Source organism: Amycolatopsis lexingtonensis (assembly GCF_014873755.1).
Lineage (GTDB): Bacteria > Actinomycetota > Actinomycetes > Mycobacteriales > Pseudonocardiaceae > Amycolatopsis > Amycolatopsis lexingtonensis.
The window spans coordinates 3,429,646-3,446,707 of the sequence record NZ_JADBEG010000001.1 but is presented as its reverse complement, the minus strand read 5'-3'; the positions used below and the strand labels follow the sequence as shown (position 1 = coordinate 3,446,707).

Sequence of the window (17,062 nt, the reverse complement as noted above, 5' to 3'; positions counted from 1 at the left end):
CAGGGTGAAGGCGCGTGCCCACCGGATCGACAGGAGCGTCCCCCGTGCCCCAGCGTCACCGCATCGCGGTCATCCCCGGCGACGGCATCGGCCGCGAGGTCGTCCCGGAGGGACTCAGGTGCTTGCGAGCCGCGGCCGAGGCCTACGGGTTCAAGCTCGAGACCGTCCACTACGGATTCGCCTGCGCCGAGTACTGGTTGCGGCACGGCGAGATGCTGCCGCCGGATTGGAAGGACGTGCTCGGCAGCTTCGACGCGCTCTTCTTCGGCGCCGTCGGGTGGCCCGAGGTGGTGCCCGACCACGTTTCGCTCTGGGGCAGCCTGCTGCAGCTGCGGCGGGGTTTCGACCAGTACGTGAACCTGCGGCCGGTGCGGCTGTTGCGAGGAGTGCGCAGCCCGCTGCGCGACCACGAGCCCGGTGACATCGACTTCCTCGTCGTCCGCGAGAACACCGAAGGCGAGTACTCGAGCATCGGCGGCCGGATCTTCGAAGGCACCGACCGCGAAACGGTGCTGCAGGAGACCGTGCTGACCCGGACCGGGGTGGACCGGGTGCTGCGCTACGCCTTCGAGCTCGCCGCCGCCCGCCCCCGCAAGCACCTGACGTGGGCGACCAAGAGCAACGGCATCGCCATCTCCATGCCCTACTGGGACGAACGCGCGGAGCTGATGGCGCGGCAGTACCCGGACGTCGCCGCGGACAAGGACCACATCGACATCCTCGCGGCCAAGTTCGTGCTCCAGCCGCAGCGGTACGACGTCGTCGTCGCGAGCAACCTTTTCGGCGACATCCTTTCCGACCTCGGGCCGGCCTGCGCGGGGACGATCGGGATCGCCCCGAGCGCCAACATCAACCCGGACCGGACGTGGCCGAGCCTGTTCGAGCCGGTCCACGGCTCGGCCCCCGACATCGCCGGGCGCGGGATCGCCAACCCCGTCGGGCAGATCTGGAGCGGCGCCATGATGCTCGAGCACCTGGGGGAGACCGCTGCGGCCGCGGGGGTCCTGGCCGCCATCGAAACCGTGCTCGCCGGACAGCCGGACGTGCTCACCCCCGACCTCGGCGGCTCCGGCACGACCGACGGCCTGGGCACGGCGATCGCCGCCGAGATCGCGCATCGGAAGGTGGTGGCGTCATGACACCCGCGTTCGACCCGGTCGGCCTCGAGGTCCGGTGGGACCGGCTCGCGTCCGCGACCGACGAGGCCGCGTCGACCATGCTGCGCACGGCCTTCTCGACCATCATCCGCGAATCCAACGACTACACCGTCGTGCTGATGGACCGCCGGGGGCGCACGATGGCGGAGTCACGGGCCGGCATCCCCGGCTTCGCGGCCCTGATGAGCTCGCTGACCGGGCTGGTCCTGGCGCGGTTCCCGGCGGCGGACTGGCAGGACGGCGACGCCGTGATCACCAACGACCCGTGGATCGCCACCGGGCACCTGCCGGACATCGCCATGATCACCCCGGTCTTCCACCGGGGCGCGCTCGTCGCCTTCGCCGGGACCGCCGCGCACTCGCCCGACATCGGCGGGACCCCGGCGCTGGGCGCCACCGACCTGATGTCCGAGGGCGTCCTCATCCCGCCGCTGCGGCTGTACCGGGGCGGCCGGGTCGAGCCGGGGGTCAAGGACCTCCTGCTGGCCAACGTCCGCCTCCCGGACCCGTTGTGGGGTGACCTGGAGGCGCAGGCCGCGGCGCACGCGGTGTGCCGGCGGCGCGCGCGGGAGTTCCTCGACGACTTCGGCGAGCCGGATTTCGAGGGGTTCGCCGCCGAGGTGCACGCGCTGGCCGAGACCGCGATGCGGGCGGCCGTGCGCGAGCTGCCGGACGGCGCGTACCGGGCGAGCGTCGACGCCGACGGGGTCGAGGGGCACCCGACGCACATCGAGTGCGCGGTCACGGTGCGCGGTGACCGGATCGGGATCGACTACGCCGGAACCTCGGCGCAGGTGCCGTTCCCGGTCAACTCCACCCTGAACTACACGCGCGCCTACTCGATGTACCCGCTGAAGATCCTGCTCGACCCGGCCACGCGGACGAACTGGGGTTCCTACCGGGCGATCGGCGTGACGGCTCCGGAGGGCACGATCGTCAACCCCGTGTTCCCCGCGCCCGTCGTCGCCCGGCACCTGACCGGGCATCTGCTGTCGTGCGCGATCTACCGGGCGCTCGCACCGGTGCTGCCCGGCCGGGTCATCGCCGACAGCGGGGGAGCGCCGGCGCTGCGGGTCCGGTTCGCCGGCGTCGACGACGCGGGCCGTCCGTTCGCGCAGATGCTCTTCGCCAACGCCGGAATGGGCGCGTCCCGGGAGAAGGACGGCTTGTCCACGACCGCTTTTCCGACGAACTCCGGCAGCGGCAGCATCGAGGCCTTCGAGGTCGCGTCCCCGCTCCGGTTCGTGCGCAAGGAACTTCGGCCGGGCTCGGGTGGCCGAGGCCGGCGCCGCGGCGGGCTGGGGCAGGACGTCGAGGTGCACAACCCGACCCGCCGCCCGGTCCAGCTGGTGGTGCTCGGCGACCGCGAACGGCACCCGGCGCTCGGGCTCGACGGCGGGGAGCCGGGCGCCGCGGCGCGGGCGGTGCTGGACACCGGGGAAAGCGTGCCGCTGAAGTCGATTTCGCAACTGGCGCCCGGTGCGTCGATCGTCATCTCGTTCCCCGGCGGTGGCGGGTTCGGCGCGCCGGAGGACCGTGAGCCGGACCTGGTACTGGCCGACGAGCTCGGCGGGTACGTCCGATGAGCCGCACCGTCCGGATCGGCGTGGACGTCGGGGGCACGTTCACCGATCTGCTGCTGCACGACCCGGTGCGCGACCTGACCTGGCCGGGCAAGCTGCCCACCACGCCGCACGCCCCCAACGAGGCCATCACCGCGGGCATCGCGCGGCTGCTGGCGGAGACCGCCACCCCGGCCCGGAACGTCGCAGGGGTCGTGCACGGCACGACGCTGGTGACCAACACGCTGCTGGAGCGCACCGGGGCGGTGGTGGGATTGCTTACCACGGAGGGGTTCCGCGACGTCCTGGAGATGGCGCGGGAGATCAGGTTCGACACGACCGACCTGCTGGCCCGGCCGGCCCGCCCGCTGGTTCCCCGGCACCGCTGCCGCGGGGTGCGGGGCCGCATCGCCGCCGACGGCACCGAGCTGGAGCCGCTGGACGAGGCCGGCGTGCTCGCGCAGGCGGGCTACCTGGTGGAGCAGGGCGTCGAGGCGGTGGCGGTGGCCCTGCTGCACGCCTACCGCGACGACCGGCACGAACAGCGGGTGCGGGAACTGCTCGCGCGGGCCTGCCCCGGGCTGCCGGTCACCCTCTCCTGCGAGGTCGCGCCGGTCGTCGGCGAGTACGAGCGGGCGAGCACGGCTTGCCTCAACGCCTACGTGCAGCCGTTGATGACGCGCTACCTCGACAGCCTGCGCGACGACCTGCTCGCCATGGGCATCGAGGCGCCCCTGCGCGTGATGCTCTCCGGGGGCGGGGTCACGACCTCGGCCGACGCGAAGGCGTTTCCCTTCCGGTTGCTCGAATCGGGCCCGGCGGCGGGCACGATCGCCGCGGCCGCCGTGGCCCGGCGGCTGGGCGAACCGGACGTCCTTTCGTTCGACATGGGCGGGACCACGGCCAAGATCGCCGTGGTGAGCGGGGGCGGCGCGCGTCGGCGGCACGACTTCGAGGCGGGCCGCGTCGACAAGTTCAAGCCGGGTTCGGGGCTGCCGGTCCGGCTGACGGTCGTCGACATGATCGAGATCGGCTCCGGCGGCGGGTCGATCGCCGCCCCGGACTCGCTGGGGCTGCTCAAGGTCGGCCCGCGCAGCGCCGGGTCCGTTCCGGGGCCGGTCGCCTACGGCCGCGGCGGGGAGCGGCCGACCGTCACGGACGCGGATCTCGTGCTCGGTCACCTCGACCCGGCCGCCTTCCTCGGTGGTGAGATGCGGTTGCGGACGGCCGAGGCCCGCAAGGCGCTGGACCGGGAGGTGGCCGAGCCGCTCGGCCTGGACACGGTCGGCGCCGCTTCGGGAGTCGTCGAGGTGGCGACGGCGGGCATGGCGGCGGCGGCCCGGATGCACCTGTCCGAGCAGGGCCGGGATCCCGCCGGTTTCGCGCTCGTGGCGTTCGGCGGAGCGGGTCCGGTGCACGCCTACGGCCTGGCGAAGCAGCTGAAGATCTCCCGGATCGTCGTGCCGATGCGCGCCGGCGTCATGTCCGCCTACGGTTTCCTCGTCGCACCGCCCACGGTGGACCAGGCGCGCAGCCTGCCTTCGGCGCTCACCGAGGTCGACTGGGAGCGCGTCACCGCCCTCTACGCCGAGATGGCCGCACGCGCCACGGCGGTCCTGGCCCCGGAGGCCACGGATGTGGTGCGGCTGCGGCGTTCGGCCGACTTGCGTTACCTGGGCCAGGGATCCGCGATCGAAGTCGATCTCCCCGAGACGATGGACGCCGGCCTTCTCCAAGACGCTTTCGAGGAGACGTACCGCGCGACGTTCGGGCGATCCCTCGACGGACCCGCGGAAGTCGTCACCTGGCGGCTTTCGGCCCACCTGCCCGGCCCCGACATCCCGCTGGGGTGCGAGCCGCTCGACGGCGATCCGCGCCGCGGCGTCCGCGACGTCCGGTTCCCCGGCCACGGCCGGCTCGAGGCCACGGTGTGGGACCGCTACCGGTTGCGCCCCGGAACGGAGCTCACCGGGCCGGCGGTGTTCGAAGAACGCGAGTCCTCGTGCGCGTTCGGGCCGGAGTGCCGGATCCGCGTCGACCGCGACCTGACGCTCCTCGTCGACGTCGGGCCGTGACGATCCCTCAAGCCGGCGCGGCGAGCAGGTCGCCCAGCCCGCCACGGGCGTCTTCGATGACGAGCGCTTCGGCCACCGCCGGGTCGCCGGCCCGCAACGCACGGACGAGCGCGCGGTGGCTGCCGTAGCGATCGAGGCCGAACCGGTCGTTCTCGGCGATGCGTTCGATCAGCCGGGCCCGCCGTTCCGGCCAGGAGAACACCCGGGTCTGGCCGAGCAGGCGCACCAGGACCGGGTTGTGGGCGCACGATTCGACGACCTCGTTGAAGCGCTGCATGGTGTCCAGCAGCCGATCCAGGTGCCGGGAGAGGTCCTGCCCCGCCTGCTGCCGTTGCTTGATGACGATCAGCAGGTCGTCGGCTTCGTCGAGCACGGCGTCGAGGTGGTCCAGCTGGGCCGCGGTCGCGTGCCGCGCGGCGAAGCGGGCCACCATCCCGCGCAGGGCCACCTCCACCTCGGCGAGGTCCTGGATCGCGGTGTCCCCGAACGCGGCGACCTGGACGGTCCGCGGTCCGGTCCGTTCGAGGAGACCGTCCTGCTCGAGGCGCCGGATGGCCTCCCGCACCGGCGTCGGGCTCACCGACAGCCGCTCGGCGAGCCCGCGCTCGGTGACCTTCTGCCCCGGCCGCAGCTCGCCGGTGGTGACCGCGTCGCGGATGGCGCGGTAGGCGCGGTCGGCCAGCGTGTCGGCCGTCAGGCCCTTCAAGGTCTCACTTGCCATGGCGTCACTCTATCTGCCATCGCAAAGTCAATAAGAAACACTTGACGTTCTTGCTATAGCAAAAGTAGCTTGGCGGCATGACGACGACGTCGAGCACACAACGCGTGCGGACCGGGCGGATCACGTTCTTCGTGGCCCTGGCGGTCTTCGCGCAGGAGTCGACGTGGAACCTCTACGACTCCCAGGTTCCGCCGCTGCTTCGCGAACACATCGGCAGTGCCGCGCTGATCGGTCTCCTGATGGGGATGGACAACGTGCTCGGCATCTTCATCCAGCCGTGGATGGGCAACCGGTCGGACCGCACGCGCACCTCGTGGGGCCGCCGCATGCCCTACCTCCTCGTCGGGATGCCGGTGGCCGCGCTGCTGTTCCTGCTGATCCCGCACGCCGCGGCCTCGCTGCCGCTGCTGATCCTGACGATGTTCGGCTACGCGCTCGTCGCGAACTCGTTCAAGCCGATCGCCGAGTCCCTGCTCCCGGACTTCGTCCCGCCCGAGCGGCGCAGCCGCGCCAATGCGGTCGTCAAGATCGCGTCCAGCCTCACGGTGATGGTCGCGGCGCTGATCAGCATCTTCCTGATCGACACGTATCCGAAGCTGTCGTTCGCGATCCCGGCGATCCTGATGGTGGTGTCCTTGGCCGTGCTGGCCGCGAACGTGCGCGACAGCCGGTCGCCGGCCTACCAGGTCGCACTCGACGAAGAACGCGAAGAGGCAGCACCCGCTGCACGGGTGCGGGACACCGTGCTCGACATCGTGCGGGATGCCGACCGCAGCCGGTTGCTGCTCATCGCGTCCATCCTGCTGTTCGGTGGCGCGTGGGCCGCCTCGCGGGCGCTCGTCACGCCGTACGGCATGGAAGTGCTGGGCATGTCCCGCGGCGGAGCGGGCGGGCTGACCCTGCCCAGCGGCGTGGCCTTCATCGTGGCCGCCTACCCGGTGGCGAGGCTCGCCGAACGCTTCGGCCGGCTGCGGGTGATGACCTTCGGGATGACGGTGTTCGTGGCCGGCATGGTGCTCGGCACCGTGGTCCGGACGCCCACCGGGGTCGTCACCGGTCTCTGCGTGGCGTCCGCGGGGGCGTCGGCGTTCCTGGTCAACGCCGTCGTCGTGCTGTGGAACCTCGCGCCGTCCGACCGCGTGGTCGGGACCTACACCGGGCTCTACACCGTGGGCTGGGTGAGCGGCGGCTTCCTCGGCCCGGCCGTGGTCGGCGGCCTGGTCGATCTCACGGGCTGGTCCCTGCTGCTGCTCCACGTCGCGATCGTCGCGCTCCTCGCCGTGCTGGCGGTCGCGCGGGTGAGTGCCTTGCAGCGCCGGTCGGCCGCCGGGCGGGCGCTGTGAACGAACGCGTGCTGATCACCACGGACTACCTGCGTCCCGGCGACGACGTCGACTTGTTCTTGAAAAGCTCCGGCCTGGAGACCGTGCACCTGCCCATGTCCGGCCGGCGCGATCCCGGCGAACTCGCGGCCGCTCTCCACGGGATCGACGCGGCACTGGTGGCCAACGAGCCGCTGACAGCGGATGTCCTTGCCCGGTCGCCGAAGCTGCGCGTCATCGTGCGCACCGGCGTGGGGTACGACTCGATCGACGTCGCCGCCGCGCGCCGGCTCGGGATCTCCGTGAGCAACCTGCCCGGGGTCAACGCCAACGCCGTGGCCGAGTACACCGTCGGCCTGCTGCTCGCTGGTGCCCGGCGGCTCGTGCAGTCCGCCCACGGCGTGGCCCGGGGGAGCTGGCCCCGCGAGGACGGCCGCGAACTGCGCGGCTCGACGCTCGGGCTCATCGGCTACGGGGCGGCGGCGCGGGCCGTGGTGCCGCTGGCGCGCGCGTTCGGCATGAACGTCGTCTGCACGACCAACGTCCCGGCGGAGCTGCGGGATCCCGGCGTCCGGTTCACCGGGCTGCCCGAGCTGCTGTCCACTTCGGACTACGTCTCCGTGCACACCGCGCTCACCGAACGGACCCGGGGACTGCTGGACGCGGTGGCGTTCAAGCAGATGAAGCCGACGGCGCTGCTGATCAACACGGCCCGGGGCGCCATCGTCGACGAAGCCGCGCTGGTCGCGGCCGTGCGGTCCGGCGAGATCGCGGGTGCGGCGCTCGACGTCGTGGCCGAGGAACCGCTTCCGTCCGAAAGCCCGTTGCGCGGGGTGGACGGGATCGTCGTCTATTCCCACCTGGCCGGGCAGACGGCCGAAGCACGTGCCGCCGCGGGCTTGCGCGGCGCGGAGGAACTGGTGGCCGCCCTCGCGGGCCGGGCGAAGTTCGTGGTGAACCAACAGAAATGAGGGACATGGACAAAGTGCGCGTGCTGGCCCCGAGCGGAATGCTCGGCGCCGGCTGGGACCACGCGACCGTCGAGCGCGGCATCGCACTGGGCGCCGACGTCATCAGCATCGACGGCGGCTCGACGGACTCGGGTCCGTACTACCTCGGTGCCGCGACGGCCAAGACGACGGCGAAGGCGGTGGCCCGCGACCTGCGCAGTTTGTTCACGGCCGCGGCGGGCGCGGGGATCCCGGTGATCGTGGGCTCCTGCGGCACGAGCGGGACCGACACCGGCGTCGACTGGGTCGCCGGGATCGCCGCCGACGTGCTGGCCGAGGAAGGCCTGGACCTGAAGGTGGCGAAGATCTACAGCGAGCAGAACGCGGCCGAGCTGAAGGAACACCTCGACGCGGGCCGCGTGCATCCGTTGCCCCCGTTGGGAGAGCTGACCGCCGAGACCCTGGAGAGCTGCACGCACATCGTCGGCGCGATGGGGCACGAACCGATCGTCGCGGCACTGCGCGCCGGGGCCCAGGTCGTGCTCGCCGGCCGCGCCACCGACACCGCGGTCGCGGCCGCCTACCCGCTCATGAAGGGAATGCCCGCCGGACCCACGTGGCACGCCGCCAAGATCGTCGAATGCGGCGGCCAGTGCACGAGCAACCCGCGCGCGGGCGGGGTTCTCGCCACCATCGACGCGGACGGCTTCACCATCGAGCCGCTCGACCCCGCCGTGTCCTGCACGCCGATTTCGGTGGCCGCGCACATGCTCTACGAGTCCGCGGACCCGTTCGAGATGCGGGAGCCCGCCGGCACCCTCGACGTCCGGGACGCGCGGTACACCGCGGTCGACGACCGGATCGTCCGCGTCGAGGGGTCGCGGTTCCACACCGCGGAGCAGTACACGATCAAGCTGGAAGGCGCCCGCATCACCGGCTACGAGACGGTGTCGTTCTCGGCGGTCCGGGACCCGCTCATCCTCGCCGACATCGACGCCTGGGCACAGCTGATGCGCACGATGATCACGCAGCGGGTGGGGCAGACGCTCGGCCTGGCGGACGACGAGTACGCCTTCGACCTCCGCCTGTACGGCCACAACGCCGTGCTGGACGACCTCGAGCCCGAAAGCGGGCCGCCGCGCGAGGTCGGCGTGATGCTGCTCGTCAACGCCCCCGACCAGGCCACGGCCACGGCGGTCGCCAAGGTCGCCAACCCGCTGATGCTGCACCTGCCGACGCCGGGGATGAGCTACCTGCCCAGTCTCGCGTTCCCGTTCTCACCCGCGGAGGTCGAGCGCGGCGCGGCGTACGAGTTCGTGCTGAACCACGTCGTCGACTGCGCCGATCCCGCCGACCTGTTCCGGACCGAGCTGGGGGAGAAGACCCGTGCCTGAAACGACTTTGGCGGATCTCGCGCACGAGGTCCGGTCCAAGAACGCGGGCCCGTTCTGGGTCACGATGGAACTCTTCATGCGCGACGCCGAGGGCTACCGGATCGCCGCGGACCTGGTGGACGAGCGGATGATCGCCCGGCTGTACCGGTTGGAGCAAAGCAGCGTCCGGATCTTCCGGATCCCTTCGCTCAACGTCGTGAAGATCTCCTTCCCGCGCCCGGTGAGCCAGGGGTCGCTGCGGGACCGCGACGTCCACGCGGGACAGCACCACGTCCCGCTGGCCCGCGTCCCGGTCACCGGCGGCGTCTCGTGATCCGGGTCGCGGACCTGCCCGCCACGCACCCCGGGCGCCGGCTGCTCACCAAGCGCACCCCGTTCTTCGTCGCGCCGGACGAGCCGCGCTGCAGTTACTGCGCTTACATCCCTACGAGCTGGACCCCGGATGCGGAACTGCCCGTCCTGGTGGCGGTGCACGGGACCGGCCGCAGCGTCGGGGAGCTGCGCGAGGGGCTCATCCCCTTCGCCGAACAGCACAACGTCATCGTCGTGCTCCCGCTGTTCCCGGTCGGCATCGACGATCCCGACGACGTGCACGACTACAAGCTCGTCGACGCGAAGGGGATCCGGTTCGACCGGGTGCTGCTCGGCATCCTCGAACAGGTCCGGCACCGGTGGAACGCACGGGTCGACACCGTTTTGCTGTGCGGGCACTCCGGCGGCGGCCAGTTCGCCCACCGCTTCCTGTACCTGCACCCGGACCGGGTCGCCGCCGTCGCGGTCGGGGCGCCCGGCGGTGTGACCCTGCTGGACGACTCGCTCGCCTGGCCGGAAGGCACCGGTGACACCCGGCAGCGCTTCGGGATCACCGTGGATCCCGCCGCGGTCGCCCGGGTGCCGGTGCTGCTCGTCATCGGCGGTGACGACGACGGGCGGGCCGACCTGGCCGCGATGGGCGACCACGGCCGCAGCCGGCCGGAGCAGCTCGACCGGCTGGCCGAAACCCTGACCCGGTACGGCGCCGCGGTCCGGCAGGTGGTGGTCCCCGGGGTGGGGCACAGCGCCGCGGGGACCCGCCCACCGGTCGTCGAATTCTTCACCGGCTTGCTGCGCGGATGAGCCGGAGAGCTCCGGCCTCCGCCGACGCTGTCAGGTGGTGCTCACCGCGGCCCTGACTATCGAATCGCTCGAGATCGCAAGGTGGCTGACGCCTGCTCGACCGGCAAGTTCCGGTGACATCACGGAAAGGGCCGGCCGCGTACGTCCGGCGCGGCCGGCTGACGCCCCGGGTTCAGCGCGTACCGGACCGCGTCGGCGCGGTTGCGGAACCCGGCCTTCGCGAACAGGTTGTTGATGTGCGTCTTCACCGTCGCCTCGGAGATGACCAGCCGGGCCGCGATCTCCGGGTTGCGGAGGCCCTCGCCGATCAAGCCGAGGACCTCGCGTTCCCGGGCGGTGAGGCCGAAGTCGTCCCGTGGGCGCCGGGCCGAGCGCGTCGCCAGGGCCAGCAGGCGGCGCTGGACCTCCGGGGCCAGCACCGTCTGGCCCTGCGCCGCGGTGCGCACGGCGTTGAGGATCGTCGCGCGGTCGGCGTCCTTGGTCAGGTAACCGGTGGCGCCGGCCTGCAGCGCGGCCAGGATGGACTCGTCGTCGTCGAAGGTGGTGAGCACCAGCACGGCGGTGTCCAGTTCGGCTTCGCGGATGCGCCGGGTGGCCTCGACCCCGCCGAGCACGGGCATGTTGAGGTCCATCAACACGACGTCCGGCCGGTGCTCCTCGACCGCCCGCACCGCCGCCTCGCCGTCGGCCACGCCCGCCACCACGCTCACGTCGGCGGCGAGGTCGAGCATCACCACAAGCGCCTCACGGACGGTGGCTTGGTCGTCGGCCACGACCAGGGTGATCGGTGCGGGAGTCATAGCGGCAGCTCCAGTTCCACGGTCCAGCCTTCGCCGTCCGGTCCGGCTTCGAGAGTTCCTCCGAGCAGCGCGGCGCGTTCACGCATGCCCACGAGCCCCAGCCCGGTGCCCCCGGCGAGGTCGGTGCGCTCCTCGGTGGCGGGTCCATTGTGCACGGTCAGCCGCAACCCGTTCTTGCGGTACGCGAGCCGCACGGACACGTTCGCGCCGGGCGCGTGCTTCGCCGCGTTCGTCACGGCTTCCTGCGCGGTCCGCAGCACGGTGTGCGCCGCCTCGGTGCCGACGTCCCGGACCGGGCCCGAAATCGTCACGTCCCCGGTCAGCGCACGCAGGGATTTCGTGAGCGGCAACGCTCCTTGCCGCAGCGCGTGCACCGCGCGCCGCGTCTCGGCCATGCTGTCGACGGCGAGCGCACGGGCCTTGCGCACGGCCGCGTTCGCCTCCTCGTCCCGGCCGCTCTCCCGCAGGGCGTCGGCCATGTCCAGTTGCAGCGCGATCCCGGACAGCGAGTGCCCCAGCACGTCGTGGATCTCCCGCGCGATGCGCCCGCGCTCCGCGAGCCCGAGCGCTACCTTGCGGTCCCGTTGCGCGACGCCGATGTACACCGGCAGCGCGACGGTCAGCGCGAGCCACCACGGCCACGGAGCGGCGGCCGGGGCCAGCGCTCCGGTCACGGCCGTGAGCACCGCCGCGACCACGGCGCCGGCCACCGCGATCCCGACCGCGATCCGGCGGGACGCCAGCCGGCCGCCCGCCGCACCGGCCGCGAGGAAGGCGAAGAAGGGCCCGCTCGTCGTCTGTTCGGTCAGCGGCAGCAGCACCGAGCCCGACAGCATCGCGATCGACAAGAGCGTGACGAGCCACCCGGTGGGGAGCCGCCGCAACGAGAACAGGGTGGCGATCGCGGACACGCAGGCCAGGACGAACACCGGCAGCGCGACGCCGGGCGCCAGCACCGCCGGCCACTGCACGATGGTCCCGCCGATCGCGAACAGCATCAGGAACGGCCGGAGCAGGTGGTCGTGGAAGGTACCCGGCGACGTGGCCAGGGTCTGCTCATCAGCGACGCGCACGGCCCCGAGTCTTCCATTCCGGCGCCGCCGCGTTCATCCGTGCCCCCGCTTCCGATTCCGTCGGGAAAAACGTACCGGCGATCCGCCCGCCGGTCGTGGGAGCGCCGGTGTAGTCCGGGTGGAGAGGCTTCTCCACCCGCAGTCGAACCTCGGGCGCAAGACCCGGCGGCACGCCGTCCGTAGGTTTCGGAACACACCCGAAAACCTGTTCCGAGCAAGGAGAAACGCCATGCAGCAACCCGCGGAAGCCGGCCCCGCAGCGTCGGCCGCGCGCACCCTGATCGGCACGCTGGCCTTCGACGTGGGGATGCCGGTGGCCGCGTACTTCGTCGCCGGCCTGGTCGGCGCGAGCACTTACCAGGCGCTCCTGACCGGCACCGTCGTCGCCGGCCTGCGGGTGCTGTGGGTGGTGGCCCGCCAGCGGCGGATCGAGCCGTTCGCGGTGTTCCTGCTCCTGATGTTCGGCGCGAGCCTGGTGCTGGCCTTCGTCAGCGGCGACGCGCGGCTGCTGCTCGCCAAGGACGCCGCGACGTCTCTGCTCGCGGGGCTGGTCATGGCGGGCAGTTGCCTCGTCCGCAGGCCGTTCGCCTACTACGCGGCGGAGCGGATGGCCCGGTCCGCCGGGCGGACCGAGCAGTTCCGGGCCGCGGCGGCCGCGCCGGGCGGGCAGGCGCACTGGTACCGGATTTCCCTGGTCTGGGGCATCGCGCTGCTGACGGACTCGCTGGTGCGCGTGGCCGCGATCTACCTGCTGCCGGTGGACGTCGCCGCCGATCTGTCGCAGGTCCTGATGGTCGCGGTGTACGTGGGGCTCGTGCCGTGGACGCTGTTCGCGACGTCTTCGCGGAAGAAGTCCCTGGCGATGGCGGCGCGGTCGTGAAGGTGCTGGTCGACCTCAACCGCTGTCAGAGTTCTCCATCGCCCGCATGACTGCCTCACCATGCCCCTGCCCACGCAGGTCCGCGTCGATCCTGATGTCGTAGAGGTAGGCGATCCGGCCTGCGCGGGTGCCGACCTCAGGAAAGCTGCGCCAGGGCCCGGCCGATGTTGTGTTCCACGATGTCCAGCATTGCCGGCCGATCCGGGAAATCACCGTCCAGCAGCCGCAACGGACCCGCCACAAGCGAAAGATACATGGCGAGGCGGTAGAAGCGCATCCGGTCACCGTCGAGGTCGTCACGGCGAAAACAGGAGTAGCCGGTTCCGAAGCGCAACTCCAGGAACGCGTGCTCCCATTCGACATCGAAGAACATGGCACCCTCGATGTCGATCAGCACCGGCTCGTCGCGGTCGTCGACCAAGACGTGATCGGGCCCCAGCTCGCCGTGGACGAACCCGTACTCGGCACGAGGAGCCACGGCGGCGCACCGCTCGTGGAGAAGGTCCAGGAGGCGACCTTCGGCCGCCGCGATCCGGTCGACGCGGGCCGTCGCCTCGGCGAGATGGCCCACCGCGCGGCGCAACACGACCTGCTCCACCGGATCGGCGCCGCCGGCCCGGCCGACGCCCGGACGACCGTACCGATCGCGCCGGCAGTCGTGCATCGCCCGGACCACGTCACCGAGGCGGGCCAACACATGCCCAGCTCGCCTCGGGCCCCGTTCCTGCAGGGCTTCGAGCGTGCCACCACGCACGTCCTCCAGCACGGCCACCTCGCCCGCGAGCAGGCTCCTGCTGCGGTCCACCATCACCACCCGCGGAATCCGGACGGCGATCGAAGACAGGGCGGTATGAGCGGCTTCGAACAGATCGAGACCACTGGCATGACCGAACGGGTCGCTCTCGTCCTGTGACACCGCTTCCGGCCAGTAGTTCTCATCGGCGTTCCACACATAGGCGACGCACGTCGTCCGGTCATCCAGTACCAGCCGGTAGACGCCCTTCTTGGAACCGCCGCGCAGCCGTTCCACCGAAACCAGTGCACGCTCCCCGAACGCCGCCCGCACCACGCCCGACAGCTCACCCTTGCCGAGCTGCCCCCGGATCCCGACCATTTCCGCAGCCTACAACCGCTCTCCTGCTGCGGCGTGCTGCTGATCCGGCAACGATCAGCTGCGCCGGTCATCCGGACGGCGGCGCAAGCCAACGTCCTGTCATGCCGACGAGCGGACGTCAGCGGCACACCGGCGGTTGCTGCCGGTGCGCCCGCAGCCGGGAGCGGTTCGGCCGAGGGAGCAGTCGTGCGAACTCGCAGGTGAACCCATCGAAGTGCGCTCCGACCGCTCGCCTGTTTCGCGAGCCCTGTCATGCCGATCAGCGGCTGTCGTTTCAGGCTGTCTGCTTGGATGACGGCGTGACCGTGTACGACGTCGCCCGCCGCCTGCCCGCGATTCCCGACCTGCGCGCGTTGTGCCGTGCGCTGGCCGTGCTGGATGCCGTGCTGAGCCCCGGCAGCGAACACGGCTACCACCTCTACGACGCAGCTTGGGCACCCGGCGAGGAAATGGCGTCCATGCGGGACGGCGCCGGCAACGAGTACTCCGTGGTGTTCACCGCCGCCGGGGCCTACGTGCGCGGGTTCGACCACGAGTCGCCGATGAGTCCCTACGCCACCGACGACTACGAGCCGTGGCCCGGTGTGCTCGACGACGTTCCCGCCGTGTTCCAGGAGTGCGTCAAGGAACCGGCGTTCTGCGACGAGACCGGCACGCCGTACGTGACGGTGAGCCTGTGGCGCGAGCACGGTGACACCGCCTGGCGGCACGGGACCATCACCTTCCCCGGCAACGGCGACGACGGAGCCGACTGGTTGTTCGCCCTGCTGACCGACGGCACGCCCGAGGCGTTCCGCGACTGGGCGCAGGACTACCACGAGATGCCGATCGACCTCGACGCCGTGCGGCACGTCTACGCCGGGCAGCCACTGACCGCGGACGTCGTGACCGCGCTCAACCCCGCCACCACCCTGGCGGCCGTCGCGGATCGTGTCGTCGCCATCGGTTACCCCAGCCGCTGACCCGGCTGACCGGCGAGTGCCTCTGCCTTCGCCAGATACCGTGCCACCGGGCCCAGGGTCAGCATTCCGCTGGCAGCGCCGGCGTCTTCCGCCCGAGCGTCCCGCAGGGCGGCGGCAGCCCGTGCGGCGGCTTCGCGTTCGTCGAGGCGGACTGCCGCGTGGGCGGTCAGGCACCACATCGCCTCCTGCATGTGGTCGGGTGGTGGCTCCGGCGCCGCGGCGAGCGCGGCTCGGGCTTCCTCGTCACGGCCTTGGGCGAGCAGCACGTGGGGACGCGACCACGGCAGGTACGGCCCCCAGTCGAGGTGCCGGTCGGTGGGTGCGGGCCGGTCGTGCAGCAGGCGCAACCCCAGCAGGGCGAGCGGGAACAGGCCGCGGTGCAGTCCGGGCATTCCGGCGGGACGAAGGGCCTCTTCGGCGGCGCGGTACTGGGCCGCGGCCTCGGCGGGGGCCGGTCCGCCGGGCTCGGTGCTGCGGGCGGCCGTGGCCCGGGCGCGGAACCACGCGGTGAGGACGGCGACGAGGGAAGCCTCGGTGGTGACGGCGAGCTGTTCGGCCGCCGTCGCGTGCGCTGACGCGGTGTCCAGGTCTCCGAGGGCCGAGGCGGACTGAAGGCGGATCAGCCGGCCGAGGACCGCGAAGTTCGGCAGGCCGTGCCTGGTCGCCAGGTCGAGGATCTCGGCGCCGATCCCGTCGCGCGTTGCCGCGAGGCCGGGGCGGGTGAAGGACTGCAGGAACACGCCGTTGAGCGCGAACACCAGCAGCGCGGGGTCGCCCAGTTCCCGGGCCAGCGCTTCGGCTTGCTGTGCGGCCTGCCGGGCACGGCTCAGCTCGGCCGCGGCCAGGCCGGCAGTGCGGCTTTCGACCGCGATCGTGGCCAGGAGACGGGCCCGGAGGTCGGCGGGGCCGAGCTGGGTGAGCGTGCGTTCGGCGGCGGTGACGACCGCGCGGGACTGCTCGGGGTCGTCGGCCCGGCTCCAGATGGCGGGCACGTCGTAGGCGCCGATGATCCGGGCGGTCAGGCCCAGGTCCCCGGTGCGCTCGGCGGCGTGGATCGCGGTGAGGCGGTCACGCCGGGAGTGGATGAGCGCGTCGCCGCCGGCCAGCGCGAGCGTGCGGGCGAGGTCCACGGTGGTACGGGGGCCGAGCCGGGCGCCCGGGCCGGTCCACCCGGGCGCGGGCCCGGTCAGGATCTCGGTCTCGAGACGTCGCAGGTCGGGTCCGGGATCGAGGCCGAGCTGGTCGACGAGCATCGTGCGGGCGCGGCGGAGGGTCGCCAACGCGTCGGCCTGGCGGCCCGCGCGGTGCAACGCGCGGGCCAGCAGTCCCCACGCCGGTTCGCGCCACGGGTGTTCGGTGACGTGCGCGCCGAGTTCGGCGACGAGGTCGGCGCCTTCCCCGGCGTCGAGGTGGATGCGGGCGCGCAGTTCCAGCGCCGACAGCCGGAGTTCCTCCAGCCGGGTCCGTTCGCGGTGCGCCCACGGCGAATCCGGCAGGTCGGCGTAGGCCGGGCCGCGCCAGGCCGCGAGCGCCGCACTGAGCTCGGTCACCGCGCCGGGGGAGTGGCGGGTGCGGGCGAGTGCGTCCTCGAACCGGTGGACGTCGACGTCTTCGCGGGGCAGCCGCAGCGCGTAGCCGGGGCCTTCGGTGACGATCACCCGCGGCGGGGTGCGGGGCGGCCGGTCGGGTTCCAGGGCGCGGCGCAGCGCGGCGACGAACGTCCGCAGCGCGCCGACCGCGCGTGCCGGTGGCTCGGCCCAGAGGTCGGCGACGAGGGTGTCGGTCGTGACCAGCCGCCCTTCGGCGGCGACGAGGCGGGCGAGCACCTCGCGGTGGCGGGGGCCGCCGAGGCCGACCGGGCTGCCGTCGTCGCCCAGGGCCCGGACGGCACCGAGCACGTCGATTCGCATGTCCCCATCATCGGTGCCGGCGGCCG

15 protein-coding genes are annotated in these 17,062 nt (G+C 72.3%); 10 read left to right on the top strand and 5 right to left on the bottom strand.

Annotation, left to right across the window (positions count from 1 at the left end):
• Positions 1-44: 44 nt before the first annotated feature.
• The 3 genes from H4696_RS15630 to H4696_RS15620 are packed head-to-tail and all read left to right on the top strand — an operon-like array spanning position 45 to position 4,794.
• Positions 45-1,139 carry a tartrate dehydrogenase gene (locus H4696_RS15630; protein WP_086861656.1) on the top strand — a complete coding sequence of 365 codons (1,095 nt, stop codon included), beginning with the start codon at positions 45-47 and terminating at the stop codon, positions 1,137-1,139.
• Positions 1,136-2,743, top strand: coding sequence for a hydantoinase B/oxoprolinase family protein (locus tag H4696_RS15625; protein ID WP_086861655.1), 1,608 nt, complete (start codon positions 1,136-1,138; stop codon positions 2,741-2,743). The genes H4696_RS15630 and H4696_RS15625 overlap by 4 nt, the downstream gene beginning before the upstream one ends.
• Positions 2,740-4,794 carry a hydantoinase/oxoprolinase family protein gene (locus H4696_RS15620; protein ID WP_086861654.1) on the top strand — a complete coding sequence of 685 codons (2,055 nt, stop codon included), beginning with the start codon at positions 2,740-2,742 and terminating at the stop codon, positions 4,792-4,794. Before H4696_RS15625 ends, H4696_RS15620 begins: the two co-directional genes overlap by 4 nt.
• 7 nt (positions 4,795-4,801) lie before the next feature.
• On the opposite strand, the gene H4696_RS15615 is transcribed toward H4696_RS15620, so the two are convergent.
• Positions 4,802-5,515, bottom strand: coding sequence for a GntR family transcriptional regulator (locus tag H4696_RS15615; protein ID WP_086861653.1), 714 nt, complete (start codon positions 5,513-5,515; stop codon positions 4,802-4,804).
• Positions 5,516-5,592: 77 nt separating this feature from the next.
• On the opposite strand from H4696_RS15615, the gene H4696_RS15610 reads away from it, so the two are divergent.
• From H4696_RS15610 to H4696_RS15590, 5 genes are read left to right on the top strand one after another with little or no spacing between them, the layout of a single operon-like run.
• Positions 5,593-6,858 (top strand): MFS transporter, encoded by a 1,266-nt coding sequence (locus tag H4696_RS15610; RefSeq protein WP_086861652.1) that lies wholly within the window; start codon positions 5,593-5,595, stop codon positions 6,856-6,858.
• Entirely contained in the window at positions 6,855-7,808 is a 954-nt protein-coding gene (locus H4696_RS15605; protein ID WP_086861651.1) for a phosphoglycerate dehydrogenase, read from the top strand. The genes H4696_RS15610 and H4696_RS15605 overlap by 4 nt, the downstream gene beginning before the upstream one ends.
• Before the next feature lie 5 nt (positions 7,809-7,813).
• Positions 7,814-9,181 (top strand): acyclic terpene utilization AtuA family protein, encoded by a 1,368-nt coding sequence (locus H4696_RS15600; protein WP_086861650.1) that lies wholly within the window; start codon positions 7,814-7,816, stop codon positions 9,179-9,181.
• Positions 9,174-9,494 (top strand): DUF4387 domain-containing protein, encoded by a 321-nt coding sequence (locus H4696_RS15595; RefSeq protein ID WP_086861649.1) that lies wholly within the window; start codon positions 9,174-9,176, stop codon positions 9,492-9,494. The genes H4696_RS15600 and H4696_RS15595 overlap by 8 nt, the downstream gene beginning before the upstream one ends.
• Entirely contained in the window at positions 9,491-10,297 is an 807-nt protein-coding gene (locus H4696_RS15590; RefSeq protein WP_086861648.1) for an alpha/beta hydrolase family protein, read from the top strand. The genes H4696_RS15595 and H4696_RS15590 overlap by 4 nt, the downstream gene beginning before the upstream one ends.
• A gap of 119 nt (positions 10,298-10,416) precedes the next feature.
• On the opposite strand, the gene H4696_RS15585 is transcribed toward H4696_RS15590, so the two are convergent.
• Together H4696_RS15585 and H4696_RS15580 are read right to left on the bottom strand one after the other, a co-directional pair.
• Complete coding sequence (locus H4696_RS15585) at positions 10,417-11,097, bottom strand: response regulator (protein WP_086861647.1); 681 nt, start codon at positions 11,095-11,097, stop codon at positions 10,417-10,419.
• Complete coding sequence (locus H4696_RS15580) at positions 11,094-12,170, bottom strand: sensor histidine kinase (RefSeq protein WP_249027045.1); 1,077 nt, start codon at positions 12,168-12,170, stop codon at positions 11,094-11,096. Before H4696_RS15580 ends, H4696_RS15585 begins: the two co-directional genes overlap by 4 nt.
• A 229-nt stretch (positions 12,171-12,399) precedes the next feature.
• On the opposite strand from H4696_RS15580, the gene H4696_RS15575 reads away from it, so the two are divergent.
• Entirely contained in the window at positions 12,400-13,050 is a 651-nt protein-coding gene (locus H4696_RS15575; RefSeq protein WP_086861646.1) for a VC0807 family protein, read from the top strand.
• Positions 13,051-13,186: 136 nt separating this feature from the next.
• Here H4696_RS15575 and H4696_RS15570 read toward each other — a convergent pair whose 3' ends face one another.
• On the bottom strand, positions 13,187-14,164 hold the full coding sequence (locus tag H4696_RS15570; RefSeq protein WP_086861645.1) for a phosphotransferase family protein: 978 nt from the start codon (positions 14,162-14,164) through the stop codon (positions 13,187-13,189).
• Positions 14,165-14,463: 299 nt separating this feature from the next.
• Here H4696_RS15570 and H4696_RS15565 point away from each other — a divergent pair, with 299 nt between their 5' ends.
• Complete coding sequence (locus tag H4696_RS15565) at positions 14,464-15,126, top strand: hypothetical protein (protein ID WP_086861644.1); 663 nt, start codon at positions 14,464-14,466, stop codon at positions 15,124-15,126.
• On the opposite strand, the gene H4696_RS15560 is transcribed toward H4696_RS15565, so the two are convergent.
• Positions 15,111-17,036: an AfsR/SARP family transcriptional regulator gene (locus H4696_RS15560; protein ID WP_086861643.1), complete on the bottom strand. Its 1,926-nt coding sequence runs from the start codon at positions 17,034-17,036 to the stop codon at positions 15,111-15,113. The genes H4696_RS15565 and H4696_RS15560 overlap by 16 nt on opposite strands.
• Positions 17,037-17,062 lie beyond the last annotated feature (26 nt).